The organism is Filimonas effusa (assembly GCF_004118675.1).
In the GTDB taxonomy this organism is placed as follows: Bacteria; Bacteroidota; Bacteroidia; order Chitinophagales; family Chitinophagaceae; genus Filimonas; species Filimonas effusa.
Window position 1 is genome coordinate 44,410 of the sequence record NZ_SDHZ01000004.1, and the last position, 21,930, is coordinate 66,339.

Here is a 21,930-nt window from a genome sequence, read left to right on the forward strand (position 1 = left end):
CGCTTTGCCATGAAACGATTTATAAAGATCCTGCTTGCCTCGGGTTTGTTTGCAACCTTAGCAGGCACGGTATCCTGCAAAAAATTCCTCGACAGGGAACAGTCCTCTATAGTTTCGGAGAAGGATGCCTATAAAAACTTTACCAACTTTCAGGGGTTTACAGAGGAACTGTACCAATGTATTCCCGATTTCACCAACCGGTACTGGACGAATTCCTGGAACTGGGGTGAAGATGAGATCCAGTCTACGGCCCTTGATTTTCATTATGTCGTTAAAATAGATAACGGCGATTTCTGGGGCTGGCAGTCGCAGTTCGACGGATGGGGCGCCGGATGGATGGATAAGAGTGGCTGGTCTACCAATGACGATCGTTTTGCAAAAGGATTATGGCCACTGAGCTGGTATGGGATCCGTAAAGCAAATATGGGATTGGAAAACCTGGACAAACTTACCGATGCAACGCAGGAAGAACGTAACCTTATAAAAGGCCAACTCCTGTTCTTCAGAGGGTGGTTCCATTTTATGCTGGTACAGTATTTTGGAGGACTGCCTTACATCGACAAAGTATTGCCGGGAGATCAGAAGCTTACACTGCCCCGTTTAAAATATCAGGAATGTGCAGATAAAGCTGCTGCCGATTTTCGTGCTGCGGCAGATGTATTACCTGTAGACTGGGATAATACAACTACCGGGAAACGTACCCTGGGAAAAAACAAACTTCGCATCAACAAGATCATGGCATTGGCCTACCTTGGTAAAAACTATCTCTGGGCTGGTAGTCCTTTAATGAACTATGAGTCTACAGGCAGTGACTCCTATAATACCGAATACTGCAAGAAAGCTGCAGCTGCTTTTGCGGAAATGCTGAAGCTTTGTGAGAATGGAGATGCGCCTTACAAGCTGCTGGAGTTTTCGAAGTACTTCAATAACTTCTATACCATAGGCCAGGATTGGGCAATGCCGGGTGGTACGGAAGCTATATTCCGTGGTCCTTATTTTGGCGCCAATGGTTCGAACTGGGGTACCAGTAAGCAATATCAGCCTTCACCGGTGATAGAAGGTGGTGATGTAAAATTCCTGCCCACGGCCAACTATGTCGATTACTATGGAATGGCGAATGGTTTACCCATAGAAGATATTACAAAAGCAGACGCGGAATCGGGATACGACCCGCAATATCCCTGGAAAGGCCGTGATCCGCGCTTTTACAACGATATCGTATATGATGGCGTAAAATGTGTGCAGGGCACTATCACCGCCAGTGATGCACCCACACCCGGCGCACAGGATTCGGTACGTTATGCCAACCTCGCTACAAATGGCCTTTACAGGAACATTAGTACAGGTAGCCGCACCGGTTATTTGCTTTACAAGTTTATTCCCCGCACTGCCAACAGGTATGACAATGGGTACGACTATAGCCGGGCATTGAATATTCATTTGCCCTATATGCGCCTGGCCGATGTTTACCTGATGTATGCAGAGGCAGTAAGTGAAGGATATGGCAGTCCCTCGGCAAAAGATCCCTCTTACGGCAAGACGGCGGTTGACGCTATTAACTTTATCCGCGACCGTGCTGGTGTAGGTCACGTGGCTGCACGTTTTGTGGCTTCTGCCAATGCTTTCCGTCCTGAATTAAGAAGGGAACGTGCGGTGGAATTGTCTTTTGAAGGACATCGTTTCAACGACCTGAGAAGATGGAGGCAGTTGATTCAAAGTCCGTATACACTCAAGAAATCCATAGAGTTCGATAGAGCAGGAACATTCGATAAAGAGCATCCTGAGGCGAACAGGGTTTTGAATATCCGTGAGCGCATTATCCTCGAAAGGAAATACAGTGAAAAGCATTACTGGCTGCCGCTTAAAAATGCAGATGCCAATATGTACCTGGAGTTTGCCCAAAACCCCGGCTGGTGATGATCCTTCAATACACAAAATAATTAAGATGAAAGATTTAGTTATAAAGATCTGTCTGCTGCTCTCTGTTGCCTTGGCAGAGCTGCCTGCGGTATTGCATGCGCAAACTGCAGGTAACAGAAGCGATTCGCTGGTGAAACAGGAGCCTGTATACAGCATTGAAAATACCGGATGGCAACTAGCCTTCCGCAAAGTAAAACCCAACGATTTACCTGCCGATGTAGCTGCTGTGAATGTGCGCGAACTGATGAATAAGAACTATATGACCTATACGCTGGAAGGTGTAGAGGCATTTACACCCGGATATAATGGCAATAGCCTCTGGGGTATGGGTAGTTATTTGTTGCTTATAGATGGTGTGCCCAGGCAGGCAGATAATGTAATGCCTGCTGAAATTGAGCAGATCACATTTCTGAAGGGCGTAAACGCGGTGGCTTTATACGGTAGCCGTGCGGCAAAAGGGGTAGTGCTTATTACTACTAAGAGGGGAGAGGCTGGCGATAGCAGGATAAATGTGCGTGTGAACAGCGGTATGCAGGTTCCCAAAAGATATCCCCGTTACCTGGGATCGGCTGAGTATATGACCCTGTATAACGAAGCGCGGCAAAACGACGGACTTGATAAGCTTTACAGCGATGAAACCATTTATCATTTCGCTTCAGGCTCCAATCCTTATCGTTATCCCAATGTAGATTATTATGCTTCTGATTACCTGAAGAAAATGTATAACAGAAGCGATGTGATCGCTGAAATAACAGGCGGCAACGAAAAGGCAAAATATTATACAAATATTGGCTATCAAACCTCGGGAGGGTTGCTGAATTTTGGCGAGGCGGTAAAGAACAATCGTTCCAACCGGTTTAATGTAAGGGGGAATATTGATATCAATATCAATAAATATATCACCTGCAACGTAGACGCCAATGCTATATTCTATTCTGGTAAAGGTGTGAATGCCGACTACTGGAGCAGCGCCGCAACACTCAGACCCTATCGTTTTTCTCCGTTACTGCCATTGAACCTGATTGAGCCCGATGATTCTGTTTCGCAACTGCTGGTGCAGAACAGTAATAATATCATAGACGGGAAATACCTGCTGGGTGGAACGCAGCTGGATCAGAGCAATCCTTTTGCCGTCATTTATTCCGGCGGTCATAATCAGTATACCAGCCGCCAGTTTCAATTCAGGACAGGCATAGGCGCCGACCTTACCAAGGTACTGAAAGGCCTTTCTTTCCAGGCAAATATGGCTGTAGATTATGCTACATCTTACAGCCTTTCCTATAATAATTCATTTGCAACCTATGCGCCTTCATGGGTGAATTACGATGGCTCCGATCTTATCGGTACGCTTACCAAATATGGACAGGATGCAAAGTCGGGTGTGCAAAATGCAAGCAATACCTGGTACAGGCAAACGATTGCAGTGAGCGGCCAGCTCAATTATAATAATTCTTTTAAAGAAAAGCATCATGTATCTGCAGCAATACTGGTGAACGGCTTTCAACAGTCCGAATCTGCAGTATACCACCGGGTAAGTAATGCCAACTTAGGCTTCCAGGCCGATTATAATTTCCGGAACCGTTATTATGCGAATTTCAGCGCAGCACTTATTCATTCGGCCAAATTACCTGAAGCCAACCGCAGGGCTTTTTCTCCCACGGTTTCCCTTGGATGGCGGTTGAGTCAGGAGCAATTCCTGGCACATGTAAGCTGGATAGACGAGCTGAAACTGACGGCTTCGGCTGGTATTCTGCATTCCGATCTGGATATCAGTGATTACTATCTGTACCAGGGTTATTATACCAGCCAGGGAGCCTGGGTGGGATGGAAAGATGGCACCGGTGTTCAATCAACAGATTCCAGGCGGGGAGACAATCCCAATATGGTTTTCCCGAAAAGAGAGGAAATCAGCATTGGGGCAGACGGTACTTTTTTTCAAAGATCGCTCAGGATAAACGGTTCGTTCTTTTTGAATAAAATAACCGGCAACATTGTACAGGCATCAGTTCTCTTCCCCTCTTATTTTTCTACCGGCTGGCCGGTGTCTTCTTTCATTCCTTATGTTAATTATAACGATGATAAACGTGTTGGTTTCGATTTCGGGATGAGTTATACAAAACGCATAGGGGCAGTGAACTGGACGCTGGGTGTAAACGGTATGTATTATAAAACGGTTGCTACAAAAAGAGCCGAAGTATGGGAAAATGATTACCAGAACCGTAAGGGGCAACCGCTGGATGCGATATGGGGTTTGCAGAGCCTTGGCTTTTTCAAAGACCAAAACGATATCAGCAGTTCACCTGCGCAGTCTTTTGGCCAGGTGAAGCCTGGTGATATTAAATATAAAGACCAGAACGGTGATGGCATTATTGATACCCGGGATGAGGTGTTCCTGGGCCGCGGGGGCTGGTTTGGGGCTCCGCTCAACCTGGGCATCAATTTTACTGCGCAATGGAAGAAGCTGACTGTTTTTGTGCTGGGCACCGGTGGTTTTGGTGCACGCGGTATGAAGAACAATTCTTATTTCTGGGTTGACGGTGAGGATAAATATTCCGAAGTGGTACGTGGCCGCTGGACCGAAGCCACCAAGAACACGGCTACTTATCCCCGTTTGACTACGTTCAGCAGCGACAACAATTTCAGGTCTTCCGATTTCTGGATGTACAAGGCTAATCGCTTCGATCTGGCCAAAGTACAGGTAAGTTATGACCTCTCTTCAGTCATCGGTCAAAACAAATGGATGAAGGAGCTGGGTGTATACGTGGCAGGTTATAACCTGCTCACCATTTCTGCCGAACGTGAACTGATGGAAATGAATATAGGCGCCGCGCCGCAGACAAGGTTGTTCAACCTGGGCGTGAAAGCTTTATTCTGATAAGTAAAACTGACTTTAAATCATTGCTATATGAAAAAAATAGTATTCGTTTTAGCTGTCTGGGCAATGGTCTCTACGGGCTGTAAGGATCTTATAGAACCGGCCATAGAGAATAACAGGACCCTCGACTCTGCTGCTTATGTACCCGGTGATGCACGTTTTCCTTACGGCATTTTATTGAACGGCTATAACCGTTTACCTACAAACGGCTTTTCCTTTAACGATGTAGCTACCGACGATGCCGTGAGCAACGATAAGAATAACAACTTTCTTAAAATGGCCAATGGGCAATGGACGGCTAATAACAACCCGATTGATCAGTGGACGAACAGTTATGCTGCCATTCAGTACCTGAACATCATGCTGGGAGAAATTGACAAGGTAAAATGGACGGCAGATGAAAAAGTAAGCAAATTGTTCGCCACGCGTTTCAAAGGAGAAGCGTATGGGCTAAGAGCATTGTTTTTCTTTTACCTGCTGCGTTCGCATGCCGGTGTGGCTGAGGGAGGGCAGTTATTGGGTGTTCCCCTTGTATTAGATCCGCAGGGCACTACGTCTAACTTTAATCTTCCGCGCGCCAGCTTTGAAGACTGCATGAAACAGATCTATAGTGATCTCGAAAAAGCAGAAAGCCTCTTACCGCTCGATTTCGAAGACATTGCCAATGCTTCGCAAATCCCGGCAAAATACGGGAGCATAGGGCGGGAAGACTACAACAGGGTGTTTGGCTCTGCATTCCGGGGCTTTTTAACGGCACGTATTGCTATGGCAATAAAGGCAAAAGCTGCGCTTCTGGCGGCCAGTCCGGCTTATGCTTCCGGAAATACCACTACCTGGGCCAATGCTGCCGATAATGCCGCCAGGGTGCTTAACCTGAAAGGAGGTATATCGGGGCTCGCATCGAACGGCGCTACCTGGTACACGAATACTGCCGAAATTGATGCATTGGCAGATGGCGCCAATCCGCCCGAAATACTCTGGCGTACCAACTGGGGGCTTAACCGTGATCTTGAACAGGCTAATTTTCCGCCTACACTTTTTGGTAGTGGACGTATTAATCCTACTCAGAATCTGGTGGATGCTTTTCCTATGGCCAATGGTTACCCTATAACTGATGCGGCAAGCGGCTATAATGCCGCCAAACCATACGATAACCGCGACCCGCGCCTTAAAGCTTTTGTGCTGGTGAACGGAGCAACCGCAGGACCTTCCGGTACTGCTATTAATACAGCTGCCGATGGCACCACCAATGACGCGCTTAACAAAGTGGAAAGCTCTACGCGTACAGGTTATTACCTGCGTAAACTGCTCAGGCAGGATGTGAACCTGAATCCCAATTCTCCCAACAACCAGAAACACTATACGCCTCACATCCGCTATACCGAGCTCTTCCTTATTTATGCCGAAGCTGCCAACGAGGCCTGGGGGCCTTTAGGTACCGGTAGTAACAGTTACTCGGCTTACGATGTAATTAAAGCAATACGCCGCAGGGCCGGAGTGGGTACGAATGGCGACCCCTACCTGGAAGCAGCTGCCGGAAACAAAGAATCCATGAGGGCATTGATCCGCAATGAACGGCGGCTGGAGCTCTCTTTCGAAGGGTTCCGTTTCTGGGACCTCCGCAGATGGAAGGCGGCTTTAAATGAACAGGCAAAAGGAGTTAGTATCCGCAACAATGTGCCTGCTGTTATTGCTGTGGAAGAAAGACTGTTCCAGCCTTTTATGAATTATGGTCCCATCCCCTATGGTGAAGTGCTTAAGTTCAGTGCGCTTGAACAAAACTCCGGATGGAGATAGGGGATTTATTTATAAAAAATGAAAATAGTAACGATGAAAAAAATAACTGTTATACTATCTCTCCTGTTGGTTGCGCTTACTTCGTGCAACAAAGACAGGGAGTTCCCGGACTACGACTACCAGACAGTTTATTTTGCATACCAGTATCCTGTACGCACTATTACGCTGGGAGAGGACCTCACTGTTAATACTGATCTCGACAATGCACATAAATGCAAAGTTTTTGCGGCAACCGGTGGTGTCTATTATAGCAAACATGATGTGAACATAACGGTTGCTGTAGACAAAACGTTGCTCGGCAACGGCATGTTGTTCGATGCCAATCATGGAGGAGGGGATATATTGCCTTTGCCGGATAAATATTTTACACTGGCTTCTAATACCATCACGATACCCAAAGGCGAATTGGCCGGAGGGGTAGAAGTGCAGCTTACGGATGCCTTTTTTGATGACCCTCTGGCTATTGGAAATAACTATGTGTTGCCCCTGAAAATAACAGGTGTAGCCGGTGCCGATTCGGTTTTGTCAGGTAGAGACTTCGTGCTCTATGCCATCAGATATGTAAATACCTGGCATGGTAATTACCTGCGTCGTGGTAAAGACATAGTTACAGGAAGTCTGAATCAGACTGTGGTCAGGCATAAACAATATGTGGAGCAGGACGAGGTCAATAAAATCACTACCCGTTCATTGAAGCAGGGAGAGTTGCCGGTTGTTTTTAAAGATAAGGATGGCGCCAACATCAATTGCACCCTCTTGCTCAGCTTCAACGATAATGGTAATTGTACGGTGTCGTCTGCTACTACGGGTATCACTGCTTCGGGGAGCGGCTCTTTCGTGAAAAAAGGAGAGAAGAATAGTTGGGGCGCCAAAGACCGCGATGCCATTTATCTTAATTATCAGGTGGACTTGCCCGGTATGCATGTGGCTACTACAGATACCTTGGTTGCCAGGGATCGTGCCGTTACCATGGATACTTTTTCTCCCAGGAATAAATAATGCTATCTCAATTTTAATAGCAGTCATATGAATAATATCTATAAAATTATTGCAGGTTGCGCCGTCATGATAGTCGTCTCCTGTACCAAATACCGCGCGCTGGAATATTCCGTTGATATGCCGGAAACCGTAGCGCTCCAGGAGGACATTGATTCCTATCCTGCATTGAAAACTTATATCAACAGAACCAAACATCCCAATTTCAAATTAGGAACAGCGCTGGGGTTGTCGGATTACGTCAATAAAGGCGTTATGTTCCGGCTTGCCAACAGGAATTTTGATGAGTTTGCCCTTGGGTGGGAGATGAAACATATGGCAGTTGTGCAGGCTGACGGCAGCTTGTCGCTGGACAATGTCAGTAAATTACTTTCTGTAGCTTCTGCTGCCGGCGTGAGCGTATATGGTCATACCCTGTGCTGGCATGCCAACCAGAATGCGAAATATTTGAACAGTCTTATCGAGCCTGTGATTATACCGGGGCAAACAACGCCTACATGGGACCTGGTGGCCGGCGCTGATTTTGAAACGGATGATGCATCGGCCTATGAGGCGAATGCGAACGCCAAATTATCGTTTACAGCATCCGGACAGGGTGCCGGCGGTAAAGGAAGAGCGTTGAAGATAACCAACGATGCCGTACGTACCAATGAATGGGATGCACAGTTCTTTATCAAATTTTCTCCTGCGGTAAAAGTTGGAGAGCAATATACCCTTAGCATGGATGTTAGATCCGATGCGGCAGCATCGTTCAGCACCCAGGCCCATACAGTTCCTTATACCTATAAGTACTGGGATTTCTTTGGCAGCATTTCATCAGGTACAAGCTGGACTACTTACACCAAACAGATAACGGTTACTGCCGATATGGCCGGGAGTGGCGCCATTGCATTCAATCTCGGGAAAACTGCTACCAATTATTACTTCGATAATGTGACGCTTAAAAAGTATAATGAAAAAGGCGGCGGCGATGCCGGGTACGCTTTTACATTCACCAACCCTACGGCCAGCAATTTCTGGGACGCACAGGTAGCATACGATCTTCCTGCGCTTGACAATAACAAAGAATACACGCTCCGGTTTGCTGCGAAGGCTAATAAAGCAGGAACTATCAGGGCCGAATTGCAGTCTTCTGCCGACTATTCATCGAATAGTTTTGGGACGGTGAGTTTAACGCAGGCATGGCAGGAGTTTGAGCTCAAGACCACCACTACCAAAAACGACCGGAATCGTTTTGTAATCAGTTTCGGTGATTTTGCCGGAAAAGTATCTATCGACAATGTAACGCTTACGCCGGCAGGCAGTGTTGTGAGTGTAATACCTAACGGAGGTTTTGAAAATGGCGCCAATGGCTGGGCAGGATGGGGTAATAACTCTTCGCGCGGGCTTTCGGCTTTGGGAGAAGGCTATGGAGGCGCTAAAGACCAGATCATTGAAAAAACTGCTGCGGAAAAAGATGCTATCATCACTGCAGCCCTTGAACATTGGATTGCTGGCATGCTTGGCGTCAGCAAAAATTATGTAAAAGCATGGGATGTGGTGAACGAACCTATGGACGATGGAAAGCCTTATGAATTGAAAACCGGCATAGGTAGAACCAAAATTGCCGAGGATGAATTCTTCTGGCAGGATTATATGGGCAAAGACTATGCGGTGAAAGCGCTTCAGCTGGCGCGTAAATATGGTAATACCACTGATCTGCATTTTATCAATGACTATAACCTCGAATACAATCTTGATAAATGTAAAGGCATCATAGCGTATGTGAATTACCTGGAAGGCAAAGGCGCAAAAGTAAATGGCATCGGTACGCAGATGCATATTGATATCAACACCAGCAAAACAAATATCACCGAAATGTTTAAGCTGCTGGCTGCTACCGGAAAGCTGGTTAAAATATCGGAGCTTGACATTGGTCTGGGAGGTGTGAAAACTGCCGATGCAACACAGGCGCAATACCAGGCACAGGCCGAAATGTACAAGTATGTTATTGATGAATATTTCAAAAACGTACCGGCAGCACAGCGTTATGGCATTACACTGTGGAGCCCGCTGGATAGCCCGGCTTCTTCCAGTTGGAGGGCTGGTGAACCCATCGGCATCTGGACGGAAGGATATGTAAGAAAGCTGGCTTATTCTTATGTAGCCCGCGCGCTGGAGGAAAACGCTAAATAAGCCTGTAGGCAATGGCTTATATGTTTAGTGCTGCTGATCCACCGGAAGGAAAATGGCAGTTGATTTCAAGGGCGCGTCATTTTCATGACGCGTCAGTTTTTTTTGATGACCGGCTTATGTGTTTTGTGACAATTGTATTGCAGCGCTAAAGCCCGGGATGAGCGTGAAAGGCAAGCCATGCTGTTACAACTGCCAGATGTTGTTTGGTGAAGCGGAGAGCCTGATGGTATCTCCTTTCCGGGCGGTTCCGGTATCGCAGTGAACCAGTAATTGAAGATCGCCTGTAGTAATATCCAGTTCTTCGTAATTGCCGAAGAAGCGTACCTGCTGTACGATTGCAGGCCATCCGTCGCCGGTTATTTTGAGGTGTACGGGACGAATCATATAATGTGTTTTTGTTTCCTGCGCAGGTGGCAACCCGGGTAAGGCGGTGTGGACAGGCAACAGGTTGTATTTACCGAATAAGCCTGCTACATAGGTATCGGCGGGCTGATGGAATAGTTGCTGCGGAGTACCCTGTTGTACAATAGCGCCTGCCCTTAATACAATAAGTTCATCGGCCCAGGATAAGGTATCCTGCGGATCGTGCGATACCAGTATTCCGGTGATGCCGAGCTGCTCGCCCACATCGTGCAACACTGTTTTAAGCAGGTTTTTATGAATCATATCGAGGTTCGAAAAAGGCTCATCCAATAATAACAGGCGTGGCGCGTTAACCAGCAGGCGCGCCAGCGCTATCCGTTGTTTTTCTCCGCCGGATAACTGGTCTGTCCGGCGCTCCAGTAAATGATCGATACGGCATATTTCATACACCGTAGCTGCCTCTGCCTCACTAAGCTCATTGGCATAACTTAATACCTGTTCTACCGTAAGAAAGTTTGCCAGTTCGAAATGCTGCGAAAGATAAGCGATACCGGGATGGCCGGGAATCAGCTTTTCATCGGGGATCTTTTTAAGACGGGTACCTTCGAACCTGATCTCTCCCGTGTCAGATGATATCCAGCCGGCAATCATTTTCAGTAGCGTGCTTTTCCCCGAGCCCGTTTCGCCTGCAATAGCCAGTTTCCTGAATCGGGGTAAATCGAAACTCAGCGGCTCTAATTCAAATGTCTTCCCTGCTTTTTTACTAACACCGGATACCTCTAGAAAATTCATACCCAAAAATAAACAGAGAACCCCACATTTCATTCTGGTGAGAATTTTGCAGCTGAATATCTAAAAAACAGACCTATGATTGAAATATTAACCGACGTGCCCGCGAATGTCGCCGGGTTTAGAGCCGTAGGAGAAGTGACTAAAGAAGATTTTAAAACCGTAGTAATGCCGGTAGTTGACCAGGTCGTGATCAAATATGGAGAACTTAATTATCTGATGATCATAGATTCTCCCTTGAAAGACTGGACGGCAGGCGCCTGGATGCAGGATCTCTCGCTGGGTCTCCAGGAACTTACCAAATGGAACCGCGTAGCTATAGTCTCCGATTCTGAAGCATTGGGCACGTTTACCGACATATTCAGCGTATTGGTACCCGGCGAATTCCGTGGCTTTTTGATCGAAGAACTGCCCCAGGCTGTTCGCTGGACCGCTACAGGTGAATAACATTTGTTACCTTGCTGCTTACCATCAATTGGCGGCTTATGCAAGACTTCGATGCACAGCTTACCATTTTAAAGCAACAGCTTAAAAAGTTGCAACTGGAACAGCTTCAGCTACAGGTGTCGATTACGGAACTGGAAAGACAGTGGAACGCATCGGGGCAGTCGGCTACACCCATAATGCCTGCTGCCTCTGAAACTCCTGCTGTTCCCCAAACTGTCCTGCCTCGTGCCAGGAATAGGACGGGTAAGTTTTCTTCAGGCCAGTCCCTGGAAGATTTCATTGGAACCAATATTATCAGCAAAGTAGGTATCCTTATTACCATCATAGGCATCTTCATCGGTGCCAAATATGCGATAGACAAAGACCTCGTAAGCCCCGCTGTACGTATGGCGGGAGGTTATGTTGCTGCATTGCTGCTGGTAGCAACAGGGCTCTGGCTGAAACAAAAATATACGCAGTTCAGTGCCGTGTTGGTCGGTGGTGGCGTCGCCGTTGTATATTTTATTACTTATTCGGCATTTGGTTTTTACCATCTCTTTTCACAGCCCCTTGCGTTTGTATTGATGCTGGTTACTACTATAGCAGCGGTAGCATTGGCATGTTGGTACGATCAGCAGGTAATTGCGTTGTTGGGACAGGTGGCTGCCTATGCAATACCGCTTCTGCTTAGCGATGGTAGTGGTAATATTCTCGTACTCTTTACGTATACGGCAGTGATAAATGCGGGTATCCTGGTGCTCTCTTTCCGCAGGGAATGGAAACTGCTTTACAGGATTGCTTTCATCATTACATGGGCGCTCTATCTATTCTGGGTGGTTACCCGCGATGTGAAAGGGACTCCCCTGGCAGCAGGACTTGGCTTTCTGACGATTCAGTTCATTACTTTTTATGTGACCTTCCTGGCCTATAAAATATTCAGAAAGGCATTGTACGAACGATCAGAAATGATAGTGCTGCTCGCAAATGCATTGCTCTATTTTATATTGGGCTACGCAGTAACTGGTCATTTCTTTGAGGAGGCCGGCAGCTTGGCTGCTTTTACAATGCTAAATGCCGTCTTTCATTTCATAGTAGGGTATTTTATTTACAAAGCAGACCTGGCCGATAAAAGCGTAAAAGAATTTATTGTAGGCCTGGGGCTGTTATTCCTTTCGATAGCTATTCCTGTAAAACTCGATGGTGGCTGGGTAACGCTGCTGTGGTCGTTGGAAGCTGTTATGTTGGCTGTGGTCGCCATTCGTACAAATCGCCGTTTATATTTCGATATGGCGATACCCGTAATGCTGGTGGCGGTAATTAGCCTGTTCCATGATCTCTTTTGGGCAAATGCGCTGCTCTGGGAAAGATATATGGCAATGACAGGTATTGCGCTGGCTTGTGTGGCGCTTGAAAGAAGTACCAGGAAATTGGTGGTCCGCAGCGATGTGAAATCTTTGCTGGTACTCGCTTTTCAACTACTCCTGCTCGTTTGTATATGTAACGAATACCTCTACTGGCTAACACGCTCAGGCGCACGGAACCAATATAAACTCGGCCTGAGTGTTATCTGGGGTTTATATGCATTAGCAATTCTTTTTCTGGGACTTACTTATGATAAAAAAAACTGGAGGATTTGGGCAATCTTTATTTTCACCTGTACGATATTGAAACTCTTTATATACGATCTCTCGGCTTTATCTACGATCGCCAAAACGATCGTAATGACTTTCACAGGCATTATCCTCCTGGTAGCCTCATTTCTTTATAATAAATACAAAAATGTGCTGATGCCGAAAGAGCCTGAAAATGAACAGGGGCTTTAGTTTGGGCTGAACAAAATGAACAGTGTTTTGTCTGGGGCGTTAATTATTTTGCACTATTGCTAAATCTTTTCCGTTCCCGTTGTATGAAGCAAAAATTAGGAAGTATTTTGTTGATAGATGATGATGCGGCTACTAATTTTATCAACGCACACTTATTGAAAAAAATCGATTGCGCCGAAGACATTACCGTCAAAGAAAATGGCCAGGAGGCTATTGACTATCTGAAACAAGCTTGTTTGGAAGGCAAGTCCACTGACCTTATCTTTCTCGATATTAATATGCCGCGTATGAATGGTTGGGAATTCCTGGAGGCCTATACCAACATAGAGCACCCGGAAGGCGAACAGACAGTGATTGTAATGTTGACCACCTCCCCTTTACTGGAAGATCAGTTGAAGGCCAATGCCATAAAAGTAGTGGCGGAGTTTCGTAACAAACCGTTGAACAAAGAAATGCTGCAAGGCGTATTGCAACGACATTTCCCTTCGCTGGCATGTGTGTAAAACAATAACTTAAAGCGCCGTTTCTATGGTGAAATAAAAACAGCTGCCTTCGCCTGTATTCGATTCTACCCATATGCGGCCGTTGTGTAAGGCTGCTATTTTGCTGCAATGGGCAAGGCCAATACCTGTACCTTCATATTTATTCCGGGAATGTAATCGCTGGAAAATGATAAAGATCTTTTCATGGTAGTCTTTCGGAATACCAATACCATTATCGCATACATAAAACTGCCAGCCCGTAGCTATCCGCTCCCATCCGATAGAGATAACAGGTGTATTGCCCGGTGGCTGAAATTTAATGCCGTTGGTAATAAGATTTTGAAAAAGCAGCTTTAATTCTACGGCATAGGCAGGTAACTGTGGCAATACTTCTACCTTTAATTCCACTTTATTTTCAGTCAGGAGAACATGGAGATCGTTGAGTGCCGACTGTAGCAATGTATTACAGTTCACTATCTCCAGTTGTTTGTTCTGGCCGATACGATTGTAATCGAGCAGGGCCGCTGTCAACTGCTGCATGCGGTTGTTGGCTTCCGACATGAAGTCCAGGTATTGTATGCCCTGTGCATCGAGCATGGGACCATACTCACTACGGAAAAGTTCAACAAGGCTGGCATTCGTACGCAGGGGCTCCTGCAAGTCATGACTGGCAACATAGGCCAGTTGCTCCAGCTCCTTGTTCTTCAGCTCTATTTCAATGATATGTTCCTGTAGTCTCGCTGCCATGGCATTATAGGCCGTTGCTACCATGCCTATTTCATCACGGGCATGTATCTTGGCACGGTGACCCCAGTCCCCTTTTGCAAAAGACTTCGCTGCATCGAGTATGCTGTGTAAGCCTATTTGTATGCGCCGGTTTACATACATCGCCAGTAGTATCCCCGATATCTCAACCGTAAGGGCTACGCCAAACAGGAGCTTCAGTACAAAATGTTCGAGCCAGCGCGAACCTTCTCCTAATGCGTAAGAAAAAGCATCTTCACGTACAGTGATGCTGCGATTGATGGGCTCTATCCGCCCCAGTAAATTCTGTATGGTGTCAGGCGAGGCATTGCCGATAGTTAGTTCCTCATGTAATCGCTCTCCGATATTGATGAGCTCCCAGAGCGAAGCTTCAGCCTCTGTCCAGGCTACTATGGCTTGATTGATATAATAATTGCTGTGAAAACGCCTGATGAGCTTTACCATGCCATCTATATCATCGGGATGAACACCACCTTCTATAAAACCCTGGCGTACCACTTCTATATTCATATCCGGTTTCGCCATCTCCTGACGCGCACGGCCATCACCCAATGGCACCTTCAGGTATTCCTTGAATTGAAGATAATCCTGCTCCTGGCGGCTTAAACCATATAAATGCAGTTGGTAAACAGCATTCTTCTGCGCCTTCGACCACAGCCCTTCTCCGCCTACAAAGCCACGGATAGCCGATAAAGTATTCAGTGAAAAAAACAGCGCAAATAGTTCTATTCCTATCAACAGCGCCATAATGCCTACCGTGAAGTAGAGCTTCTTGGCAATCGAAATATCTTTGAAACGTCGTATAATTGAAAGCATGCAGTATTATTATGCAGTTCAGTGATGCGTTTAAACACTATCAAAAAATTGCATAGAATACTGGATAATTAATAGTTCGGAATTTGCGAAGGATGGATTGGATCGGATTTGAAGAACTAATAGGATTCAAATATAGAGGATATATTTAATTTCACGTTTAATTTCATATATATATGCCGGATCAATCAAAAGCAAGATGGATGCGCCTGTTTTCCGCAGATTTGCTCGTCGCTGCCGTACTCTGCCTGTTTTCATTTTTAGTGTTCGCCTTCCTGGCCAATGAGGTGTTTGCCGGAAAAGCACCGGCTTTTGATGAAGCAGCCTTTCGCTTTTTTGATGCCTTTGAAACACCCGGCAATACCCGCCTTACCTTGATTATCACATTTTTTGGAAGCGGTTATTTCCTGTTTCCTTTCTATATAGTATTGATTATCTATCTGTTAACAAAAGGTAGAAAGAAATATGCAGCTATGATCGCTGCTATTGCGGCAGTGAGTTGGCTGCTGGGAGCCAGCCTTAAAAATATCTTCCAGCGCAGCAGGCCAGCACTACCGCACCTCGACCAGGTATCAGGTTATAGTTTCCCCAGCGGCCATTCGCTTGCAGCCTTCACCTTTTGTGGTATCATCATCACCGTCATATGGCGGCTGACCTTAGGGAAAGGCATGAAAATACTATTATCTGTATTGTTTTTCCTGTTCGCTTGCGCCATTGCCCTCAGCAGGATTTATCTGCACGTACACTATGCCAGCGATGTACTCGCGGGGTTCTCCGTTACCCTCATATGGCTTTCTGTATGTTTTATCTATTTCAGTTGGGACGGTAAGAAATGGTTGGTCTAGTATTAACCGGATGTTAAGCTACACAGTCCGCTAAAAAAATTAACTTGCAGGGTTCTGGCTAAACAGATTTAGTGGCCTTTATATTGAACGGGGATAATTTACATAACGAAGAGCTTATTTGGCGCCGCCTGGCAACGGGCGATGAAGCGGCTTTCCGTGCTTTATTCCATAGTTATAACCCTGGGCTCTACGCAGCCATCCTCAAAGTGGTTAAAACGGAAGAAATAGCAAGGGAAATGGTGCAGGATGTCTTCCTGCGCGTCTGGCAGCATCGCGAGGCGGTAGGGCTTATGGAAAAACCCGAAGGCTGGCTATTCCGCGTAGCATCCAATCTCTCCCTCAGTTACCTGCGCAGGCAGGCCGTAGAATACAAATGGCTGAATAGCGTCGCAGGGCAGGAGGGAAATACCGACGATACGCTGAACAAAGTCTCATTCCGCGAAGCGCAGCAACTCCTGCTCCAGGCCATTCATGCACTGCCCCCGAAACGACAGCTCATTTTCAGGCTTAGCCGGGAAGAACAGCTCTCTCATGCTGAAATAGCAGAAAAACTGAATATGTCTCAGAACACCGTTAAAAACCAGATTGTACTGGCCAGGCAGTCGATAGAAGACTTTTTAAAACAGCGCCTGGGTGTTTATATCCCCCTTTTTGTCCTGCTCGAATTATTTTTTTGATAAGAACGGTCCCTCTCGTTTTGTTGCGCGTTTTTATTGGTATGAGGAGTATTACCAGTGGAAAATAAGACGTACCTGAACCAATTGCTGCAAAAGTATCTGGATAACGAAGCTTCGGAAGCGGAGCTGCAGGTATTGTTTTCCGAACTGGAAGCGAATCGTAACGATGCGGAATGGGAAGAATTATTGCTGCCTGTTTTCCGGGAAAAACGCCCCGAAAGGGACTATAAACCCGGTGAATGGGAAGAAATTATAGAAGCAATTCTTCATCAGCAACCTGCACCCGCGGCTCCGGCCAGGGTGGTCCGCTTTCCGTTGCCACGTATGGTGGCGGCCGCAGCTGCCCTGCTGGCTATTGCTACAGGTGTTTTACTATGGCAAAACCACATGGCAGGCGAAAAAGCCACACAGGTTACGGCTAAACAGGATGTTGGACCTATCGGTAACAGGGCGGTACTAACCCTTGCCGATGGAACAACAGTATTATTGGATAGCGCAGCCAACGGGCTTCTTGCTCAACAGGGCGCTACTCAGATTACTAAAAATGCCGACGGCGCCGTTACTTATAACGAAGCAGCAGGCCACACTACCCGCGCAAATACCTATAACTCACTAAGTACGCCCCGTGGAGGGCAGTTTAAGCTCACCTTGCCCGATGGCACCCGTGTATGGCTCAATGCCGCTACTACACTCCGTTATCCCGTTGCTTTCAGCGGAAACGAACGTAGAGTCGAAATGACAGGCGAAGCCTATTTTGAAGTGGCATCCAATGCCAAAGCGCCTTTTGCAGTAGTTTCTGCGAACCAGGAAGTGAAAGTACTGGGAACCGCATTCAATATAAATGCCTATACCGATGAAGCACGCACCAAAACAACCCTTCTCCAGGGCAGTGTTCGCGTAGCAGCCTTACCGGCGTCTCCTGGGAGCAAATCAGCAGTTATTACCCTGCAGCCTGGTCAGCAGGCCCTGTTAAACAATAATGGGTTAGAGGTAGACAACGATCCTGATATGCAGGAGGTGCTGGCCTGGAAAAACGGACAACTGGATCTCAGGAATCTTGATGTGAAAGCGCTTATGCGGCAGCTCTCGCGATGGTACGATGTAGACGTCGTATTCCAGGGGCCTGTACCTACGGGTGCTTTCGGTGGTATTCTTGATCACAGGCTTTATTTGTCCAATATCCTGGAAGTGCTGGAAGCACGGGGTATTCACTGCAAACTGGAAGGAAAAAAGCTATACGTATCGTCGAGATAACAAGATATAAACCCTGTTTTTTGATTTTTAAACTCCCAAAGCGCATGACAAAGTAAGACTATGCGTTACCTGCAATAAAAAACCGGAAGCGCTCTGACCTGCTCCCGGTAGATTGTTGCGGCATTAACGCTAAACAAGGCATTTCGAGAAAAAAGACTGTTTAATTAAACCTCAACTAACAACAAAGCTATGAAACTGGCAGCGTTATGCAAACGCCTGTTTTGGAACGGGTATTTGTCTAGAAAAAACAATTATTCCGGGGATTCCGTACTTAGGGCCGCACAGGCAATAAACCCGGGTAAAATTTTACTGGTTATGAGAATTAGCGTGATTCTTCTTTTTGTTCTTGCCCAGCAGGTAAGCGCAAAAACCTTTTCACAAACCGTGACTTTAACGGCTAAAAGAGTGCCGTTGACGCAGGTATTTAGTACTATCAAACAACAAACAGGATACTCTTTTTTCTGGGACCAGCAATTGCTGGACAAAGCTCCTTTAATTAATATATCCGTTAAAGACGCGTCTATCGAAACCGCACTGGATAATTGCTTGAAAGGACTTAACCTTTCTTACGAGATCAAAGGCAATATCGTCCTCATCAAACAAAGAGTCGCTGCTGTAACTAAAGAAACAGTAGCTGCGCTGGCGGCGCCGCCGCAGGCTGAAAGGCATAAGATTGGTGGTGTAGTTACTGATGAGACGGGCAAACCGCTTGCAGGTGCTATTATTTTGCTGGAACCTTTCAGCTGGAAAACAGCCACCAATAACAAAGGTGAATACAGTTTTTCCGATGTGCCTAATGGCCGTTACCGTCTTGAGATCACTTATGTAGGCTATAGCGCCCGCAGCAGAACTTTGATCGTTGAAGGCGATGTGCTTAATACGAATGTGCAGATGGTGCCCGAAGTAGCAGAGCAGGAGGAAGTAGTGCTGAGCACCGGTTATCAGAAACTCAAGAAGAATACAGTTACAGGTTCTTTTTCCGTGATCAGTTCCAAAGAGATCAAGGAAACACCTTCTCCCAATATTATGGAGCGCCTGGAGGGTAAAGTACCTGGCGTTCGCTTTGATGTTCGTAACAATACGATCCAGGTTCGTGGTGTGAGTGTTTTTGGCGGCCGTTTGGCGAACCCTGTTGCTCCGCTTATCGTGATCGATGGTTTTCCTTATATTGATCAGCAGCTGACCAATATTTCTGCTACAGATCTGACAACGGGCGCCAATTCAGGGTCTGTAAACCCGCTGGATGTGATTCCTCCTTCTTATTCCGGTAATTCCATTCTCAGCTCTTTCAACCCCGACGACATTGAAAGCATTACCTTTCTGAAGGATGCGGCTGCTGCAGCGATCTGGGGTGCGAGCGCTGCGAATGGCGTAATTGTGATAGAGACCAAAAGAGGCAGGAAGAATACGCCTATGACGGTGAGCCTTAACGCTACCTATTCTACATCAAAACCTGCCAGCGTATCGAGCATCAATGCTATGAATTCTGCGCAGTATATAGACCTGGAGCAGGAATTATTCGATAAAGGTTTTTATCCCGATCCATATACAAGCTACAGGTATCCTAACAATACGGAAGCCATAGACTGGATGGTAAGGGCGAAAAGAGGGATGGTTACTGCTGCCCAGCGTGATTCTGCACTCAATGCGTTGAGCATGCTGAACAATGCAGGCCAGATGGAACAATACCTGTTGCAAAAAGTGAAGTCGCAGCAATACAGCCTCAACGTTTCCGGCGGCAGCGACAATATGACCTACAATATATCGGGAGGTTATATGAGGAACAATCCTGTGTTCAAAAGCAACCATGCCGAGAACTACTTCATCAATAGCAGTGTCAACAATGACTTTTTGAATAAGAGGCTGAGCCTGGCAACCATCGTCAATTATACCTATTCTAAAAGTAATATGAATGTTGCCGCTCTGCAGGGGCTGGGAACGGGCACTTTTGGATTGGCTCCTTACCAGATGCTGGCTGATGCGAATGGTAATCCTATCCGCAGGGCTATTCTTTTCAAGGAGAATATTGCCGACAGCCTTGAGCGTCTTGGTCATATGTCGTGGCGCTACAATCCGATCGACGAGTTAAACTATAACAATACAGTTCTCGAGAAATCTGCTATCAGGGTAAACGTAAACCTTACGGGCCGGATCACCAACTGGCTGAGTGCCCAGGTGTCGGGGCAGTTACAGCGTAATACAGAGCGCCAGGACAATATCCAGGATCTCAACAGCTATGCTACGCGTGAGTTGGTGAACATAGGATCTGTTTATTCTGCGGGCCGGATCACCAACAATTTCCCGAAGGGTGGTGTGTATAAGATGGCTAACCAGGATGGTGAAGACTATAGCCTGAGAGGCCAGCTTAACGGACAAAAAAGCTGGAATGAAGGTAAACATCAGCTGACTGCGCTTGCGGGCGCCGAGATCAGGCAAACGAAAGGGTTGGCCTACAAGCAAGCCCGTTATGGATATGATCCCACGCTTAACAGTTCTGTAGCGGTGAATCCTACGACACCTTATGCTACCATGTATGGTTATACGACTACCATTGGTTACATGGATGGTAATGTGTATAAGACACGTGTTCGCTATCTTTCTTATTATTCCAATGCCAGCTATACCTACCTGGGTAAATATTCGATTTCCGGCAGCGCCCGTTTCGACGATTATACCATGGTGGGAGTAAGACGAGACAAGCGTGCAGTGCCGCTTTGGTCGGCAGGTTTCCGCTGGGATGTTGCCAGGGAAAACTTTATGTCGGGTGTGAAGTGGATCAATAGTCTTGGTTTCAGAGGTTCATGGGGTACCGGCGGTAATATTTCAAAAAGCGCTCTTGCTTATCCTGTTGTTACCATTGGTTCTGACAGTTATACCCAGCGTCCTTTTGCGACTATCAACGGTTTTGCCAACCCTACGCTTACATGGTCTACTACAAGAACCGTTAACGCGGGAATAGACGCTGCCATGTTCAATAACAGGCTGAGTTTGCAGTTTGACATTTATGAAAAGCGTTCTACCAATATCATTGCGAGTTTCCCGTATAACCCCACCTATGGGTTCTCTACTATCGAGTATAACACGGGTACTATGTCGAACCATGGTTTAGAAGGCGTGATTTCCGGAGATGCGGTAAAAACCAAGAATTTCAAGTGGACCCCTTCCTTCAACATTTCTTATAATACCAATAAAGTAACCGACAATCGTTATCCGATCACTGAAACAACATCTGCTATTGGCAGGTCGCTTACTTCGGGATATGCTTTAGATGCGTTATGGGTGTTTCGCTGGGCAGGTCTTGATCCTACGAATGGCCAGGGCCGTATCTATGATTCGAAAGGCGCTATTATCAACAGCTGGGGATTCCCTTCGCTGTATGCCAAGGACCAGGTATATGCAGGGCGTCTTACCCCTCCTGTATTCGGTGCCATCAGCAATGATTTCGTTTATAAGAACTGGAAGCTTTCTACCCGTATTGTTTACAACGTGGGACATAAATTCCTGAAAACGGATCTTACCAGCGCCCAGTATCCATCAAGTACACAAATGAGTGGCAAACTGAGCTCTTCAAGAGTGCTGGTTAACCGCTGGCGCAAACCTGGTGATGAAGCGTTTACAAATGTGCCCGGTATCAGTACAAGTAATCCGAACACCAATTCCGTGTTCTTCTATGGCAACTCTGATATAGCGGTGAGAGATGCAAGCCATGCGCGTTTCCAGCAGCTTACGCTTGCTTACCAGTTCCCTAACGAGATGTTGCGTAAAACAGGATTCTTTAAATCTGCTGCTGCAGCGATCACAGCGAGCAACCTGGGTATTATCTGGAGAAAGAATAAAGATGGTATCGATCCCGATTATATCGTGACAGAGACTTATAACAACCTGCCTCCGGTAGTGAATTATTCATTAAACCTTCAGCTTACCTTTTAA

Annotated in this window: 14 protein-coding genes; 12 read left to right on the forward strand and 2 right to left on the reverse strand. The window is 46.5% G+C overall.

Annotation, left to right across the window (positions count from 1 at the left end; all coding sequences use genetic code 11):
- The first annotated feature begins 9 nt into the window (after positions 1 to 9).
- The 5 genes from ESB13_RS19790 to ESB13_RS19810 are packed head-to-tail and all read left to right on the forward strand — an operon-like array spanning position 10 to position 9,763.
- Positions 10 to 1,917, forward strand: coding sequence for a RagB/SusD family nutrient uptake outer membrane protein (locus ESB13_RS19790; RefSeq protein ID WP_129005434.1), 1,908 nt, complete (start codon positions 10 to 12; stop codon positions 1,915 to 1,917).
- A 28-nt stretch (positions 1,918 to 1,945) separates the two neighbouring features.
- Positions 1,946 to 4,795 (forward strand): SusC/RagA family TonB-linked outer membrane protein, encoded by a 2,850-nt coding sequence (locus ESB13_RS19795; protein WP_129005435.1) that lies wholly within the window; start codon positions 1,946 to 1,948, stop codon positions 4,793 to 4,795.
- A 30-nt stretch (positions 4,796 to 4,825) separates the two neighbouring features.
- A complete protein-coding gene (locus ESB13_RS19800; protein WP_129005436.1) occupies positions 4,826 to 6,592 on the forward strand; it encodes a RagB/SusD family nutrient uptake outer membrane protein in 1,767 nt (588 codons plus the stop codon).
- A gap of 33 nt (positions 6,593 to 6,625) precedes the next feature.
- Positions 6,626 to 7,591 carry a DUF5627 domain-containing protein gene (locus ESB13_RS19805; protein WP_129005437.1) on the forward strand — a complete coding sequence of 322 codons (966 nt, stop codon included), beginning with the start codon at positions 6,626 to 6,628 and terminating at the stop codon, positions 7,589 to 7,591.
- A gap of 27 nt (positions 7,592 to 7,618) precedes the next feature.
- On the forward strand, positions 7,619 to 9,763 hold the full coding sequence (locus ESB13_RS19810; protein ID WP_129005438.1) for an endo-1,4-beta-xylanase: 2,145 nt from the start codon (positions 7,619 to 7,621) through the stop codon (positions 9,761 to 9,763).
- Positions 9,764 to 9,946: 183 nt separating this feature from the next.
- Here ESB13_RS19810 and ESB13_RS19815 read toward each other — a convergent pair whose 3' ends face one another.
- The gene (locus ESB13_RS19815) at positions 9,947 to 10,918 is read right to left on the reverse strand and encodes an ABC transporter ATP-binding protein (protein WP_129005439.1); all 972 of its coding nucleotides are present in this window, start codon (positions 10,916 to 10,918) and stop codon (positions 9,947 to 9,949) included.
- A 75-nt stretch (positions 10,919 to 10,993) separates the two neighbouring features.
- Here ESB13_RS19815 and ESB13_RS19820 point away from each other — a divergent pair, with 75 nt between their 5' ends.
- From ESB13_RS19820 to ESB13_RS19830, 3 genes are all read left to right on the forward strand, one after another.
- On the forward strand, positions 10,994 to 11,362 hold the full coding sequence (locus ESB13_RS19820) for a SpoIIAA family protein (RefSeq protein ID WP_129005440.1): 369 nt from the start codon (positions 10,994 to 10,996) through the stop codon (positions 11,360 to 11,362).
- Positions 11,363 to 11,400: 38 nt separating this feature from the next.
- On the forward strand, positions 11,401 to 13,164 hold the full coding sequence (locus ESB13_RS19825; RefSeq protein WP_129005441.1) for a DUF2339 domain-containing protein: 1,764 nt from the start codon (positions 11,401 to 11,403) through the stop codon (positions 13,162 to 13,164).
- Positions 13,165 to 13,247: 83 nt separating this feature from the next.
- A complete protein-coding gene (locus tag ESB13_RS19830; RefSeq protein WP_129005442.1) occupies positions 13,248 to 13,667 on the forward strand; it encodes a response regulator in 420 nt (139 codons plus the stop codon).
- A gap of 9 nt (positions 13,668 to 13,676) precedes the next feature.
- On the opposite strand, the gene ESB13_RS19835 is transcribed toward ESB13_RS19830, so the two are convergent.
- On the reverse strand, positions 13,677 to 15,227 hold the full coding sequence (locus ESB13_RS19835) for a sensor histidine kinase (protein WP_129005443.1): 1,551 nt from the start codon (positions 15,225 to 15,227) through the stop codon (positions 13,677 to 13,679).
- Positions 15,228 to 15,400: 173 nt separating this feature from the next.
- Between ESB13_RS19835 and ESB13_RS19840 the strand changes: the two genes are divergently transcribed.
- From ESB13_RS19840 to ESB13_RS19855, 4 genes are all read left to right on the forward strand, one after another.
- Positions 15,401 to 16,069 (forward strand): phosphatase PAP2 family protein, encoded by a 669-nt coding sequence (locus tag ESB13_RS19840; RefSeq protein ID WP_129005444.1) that lies wholly within the window; start codon positions 15,401 to 15,403, stop codon positions 16,067 to 16,069.
- A 71-nt stretch (positions 16,070 to 16,140) separates the two neighbouring features.
- Positions 16,141 to 16,746 (forward strand): RNA polymerase sigma-70 factor, encoded by a 606-nt coding sequence (locus ESB13_RS19845; protein ID WP_129005445.1) that lies wholly within the window; start codon positions 16,141 to 16,143, stop codon positions 16,744 to 16,746.
- A gap of 57 nt (positions 16,747 to 16,803) precedes the next feature.
- Positions 16,804 to 18,000, forward strand: coding sequence for a FecR family protein (locus ESB13_RS19850; RefSeq protein ID WP_129005446.1), 1,197 nt, complete (start codon positions 16,804 to 16,806; stop codon positions 17,998 to 18,000).
- Positions 18,001 to 18,315: 315 nt separating this feature from the next.
- The gene (locus tag ESB13_RS19855; RefSeq protein ID WP_164974287.1) at positions 18,316 to 21,930 is read left to right on the forward strand and encodes a SusC/RagA family TonB-linked outer membrane protein; all 3,615 of its coding nucleotides are present in this window, start codon (positions 18,316 to 18,318) and stop codon (positions 21,928 to 21,930) included.

What these genes read in the sequence shown, in the direction of transcription:
- ESB13_RS19855 (WP_164974287.1), top strand. Translation starts at nt 18,316, where the DNA reads ATGAGAATTAGCGTGATTCTTCTTTTTGTTCTTGCCCAGCAGGTAAGC.
- ESB13_RS19790 (WP_129005434.1), top strand. Translation starts at nt 10, where the DNA reads ATGAAACGATTTATAAAGATCCTGCTTGCCTCGGGTTTGTTTGCAACC.
- ESB13_RS19795 (WP_129005435.1), top strand. Translation starts at nt 1,946, where the DNA reads ATGAAAGATTTAGTTATAAAGATCTGTCTGCTGCTCTCTGTTGCCTTG.
- ESB13_RS19815 (WP_129005439.1), bottom strand. Translation starts at nt 10,918, where the DNA reads ATGAATTTTCTAGAGGTATCCGGTGTTAGTAAAAAAGCAGGGAAGACA.
- ESB13_RS19830 (WP_129005442.1), top strand. Translation starts at nt 13,248, where the DNA reads ATGAAGCAAAAATTAGGAAGTATTTTGTTGATAGATGATGATGCGGCT.
- ESB13_RS19800 (WP_129005436.1), top strand. Translation starts at nt 4,826, where the DNA reads ATGAAAAAAATAGTATTCGTTTTAGCTGTCTGGGCAATGGTCTCTACG.
- ESB13_RS19805 (WP_129005437.1), top strand. Translation starts at nt 6,626, where the DNA reads ATGAAAAAAATAACTGTTATACTATCTCTCCTGTTGGTTGCGCTTACT.
- ESB13_RS19825 (WP_129005441.1), top strand. Translation starts at nt 11,401, where the DNA reads ATGCAAGACTTCGATGCACAGCTTACCATTTTAAAGCAACAGCTTAAA.
- ESB13_RS19835 (WP_129005443.1), bottom strand. Translation starts at nt 15,227, where the DNA reads ATGCTTTCAATTATACGACGTTTCAAAGATATTTCGATTGCCAAGAAG.
- ESB13_RS19820 (WP_129005440.1), top strand. Translation starts at nt 10,994, where the DNA reads ATGATTGAAATATTAACCGACGTGCCCGCGAATGTCGCCGGGTTTAGA.
- ESB13_RS19840 (WP_129005444.1), top strand. Translation starts at nt 15,401, where the DNA reads ATGCCGGATCAATCAAAAGCAAGATGGATGCGCCTGTTTTCCGCAGAT.
- ESB13_RS19810 (WP_129005438.1), top strand. Translation starts at nt 7,619, where the DNA reads ATGAATAATATCTATAAAATTATTGCAGGTTGCGCCGTCATGATAGTC.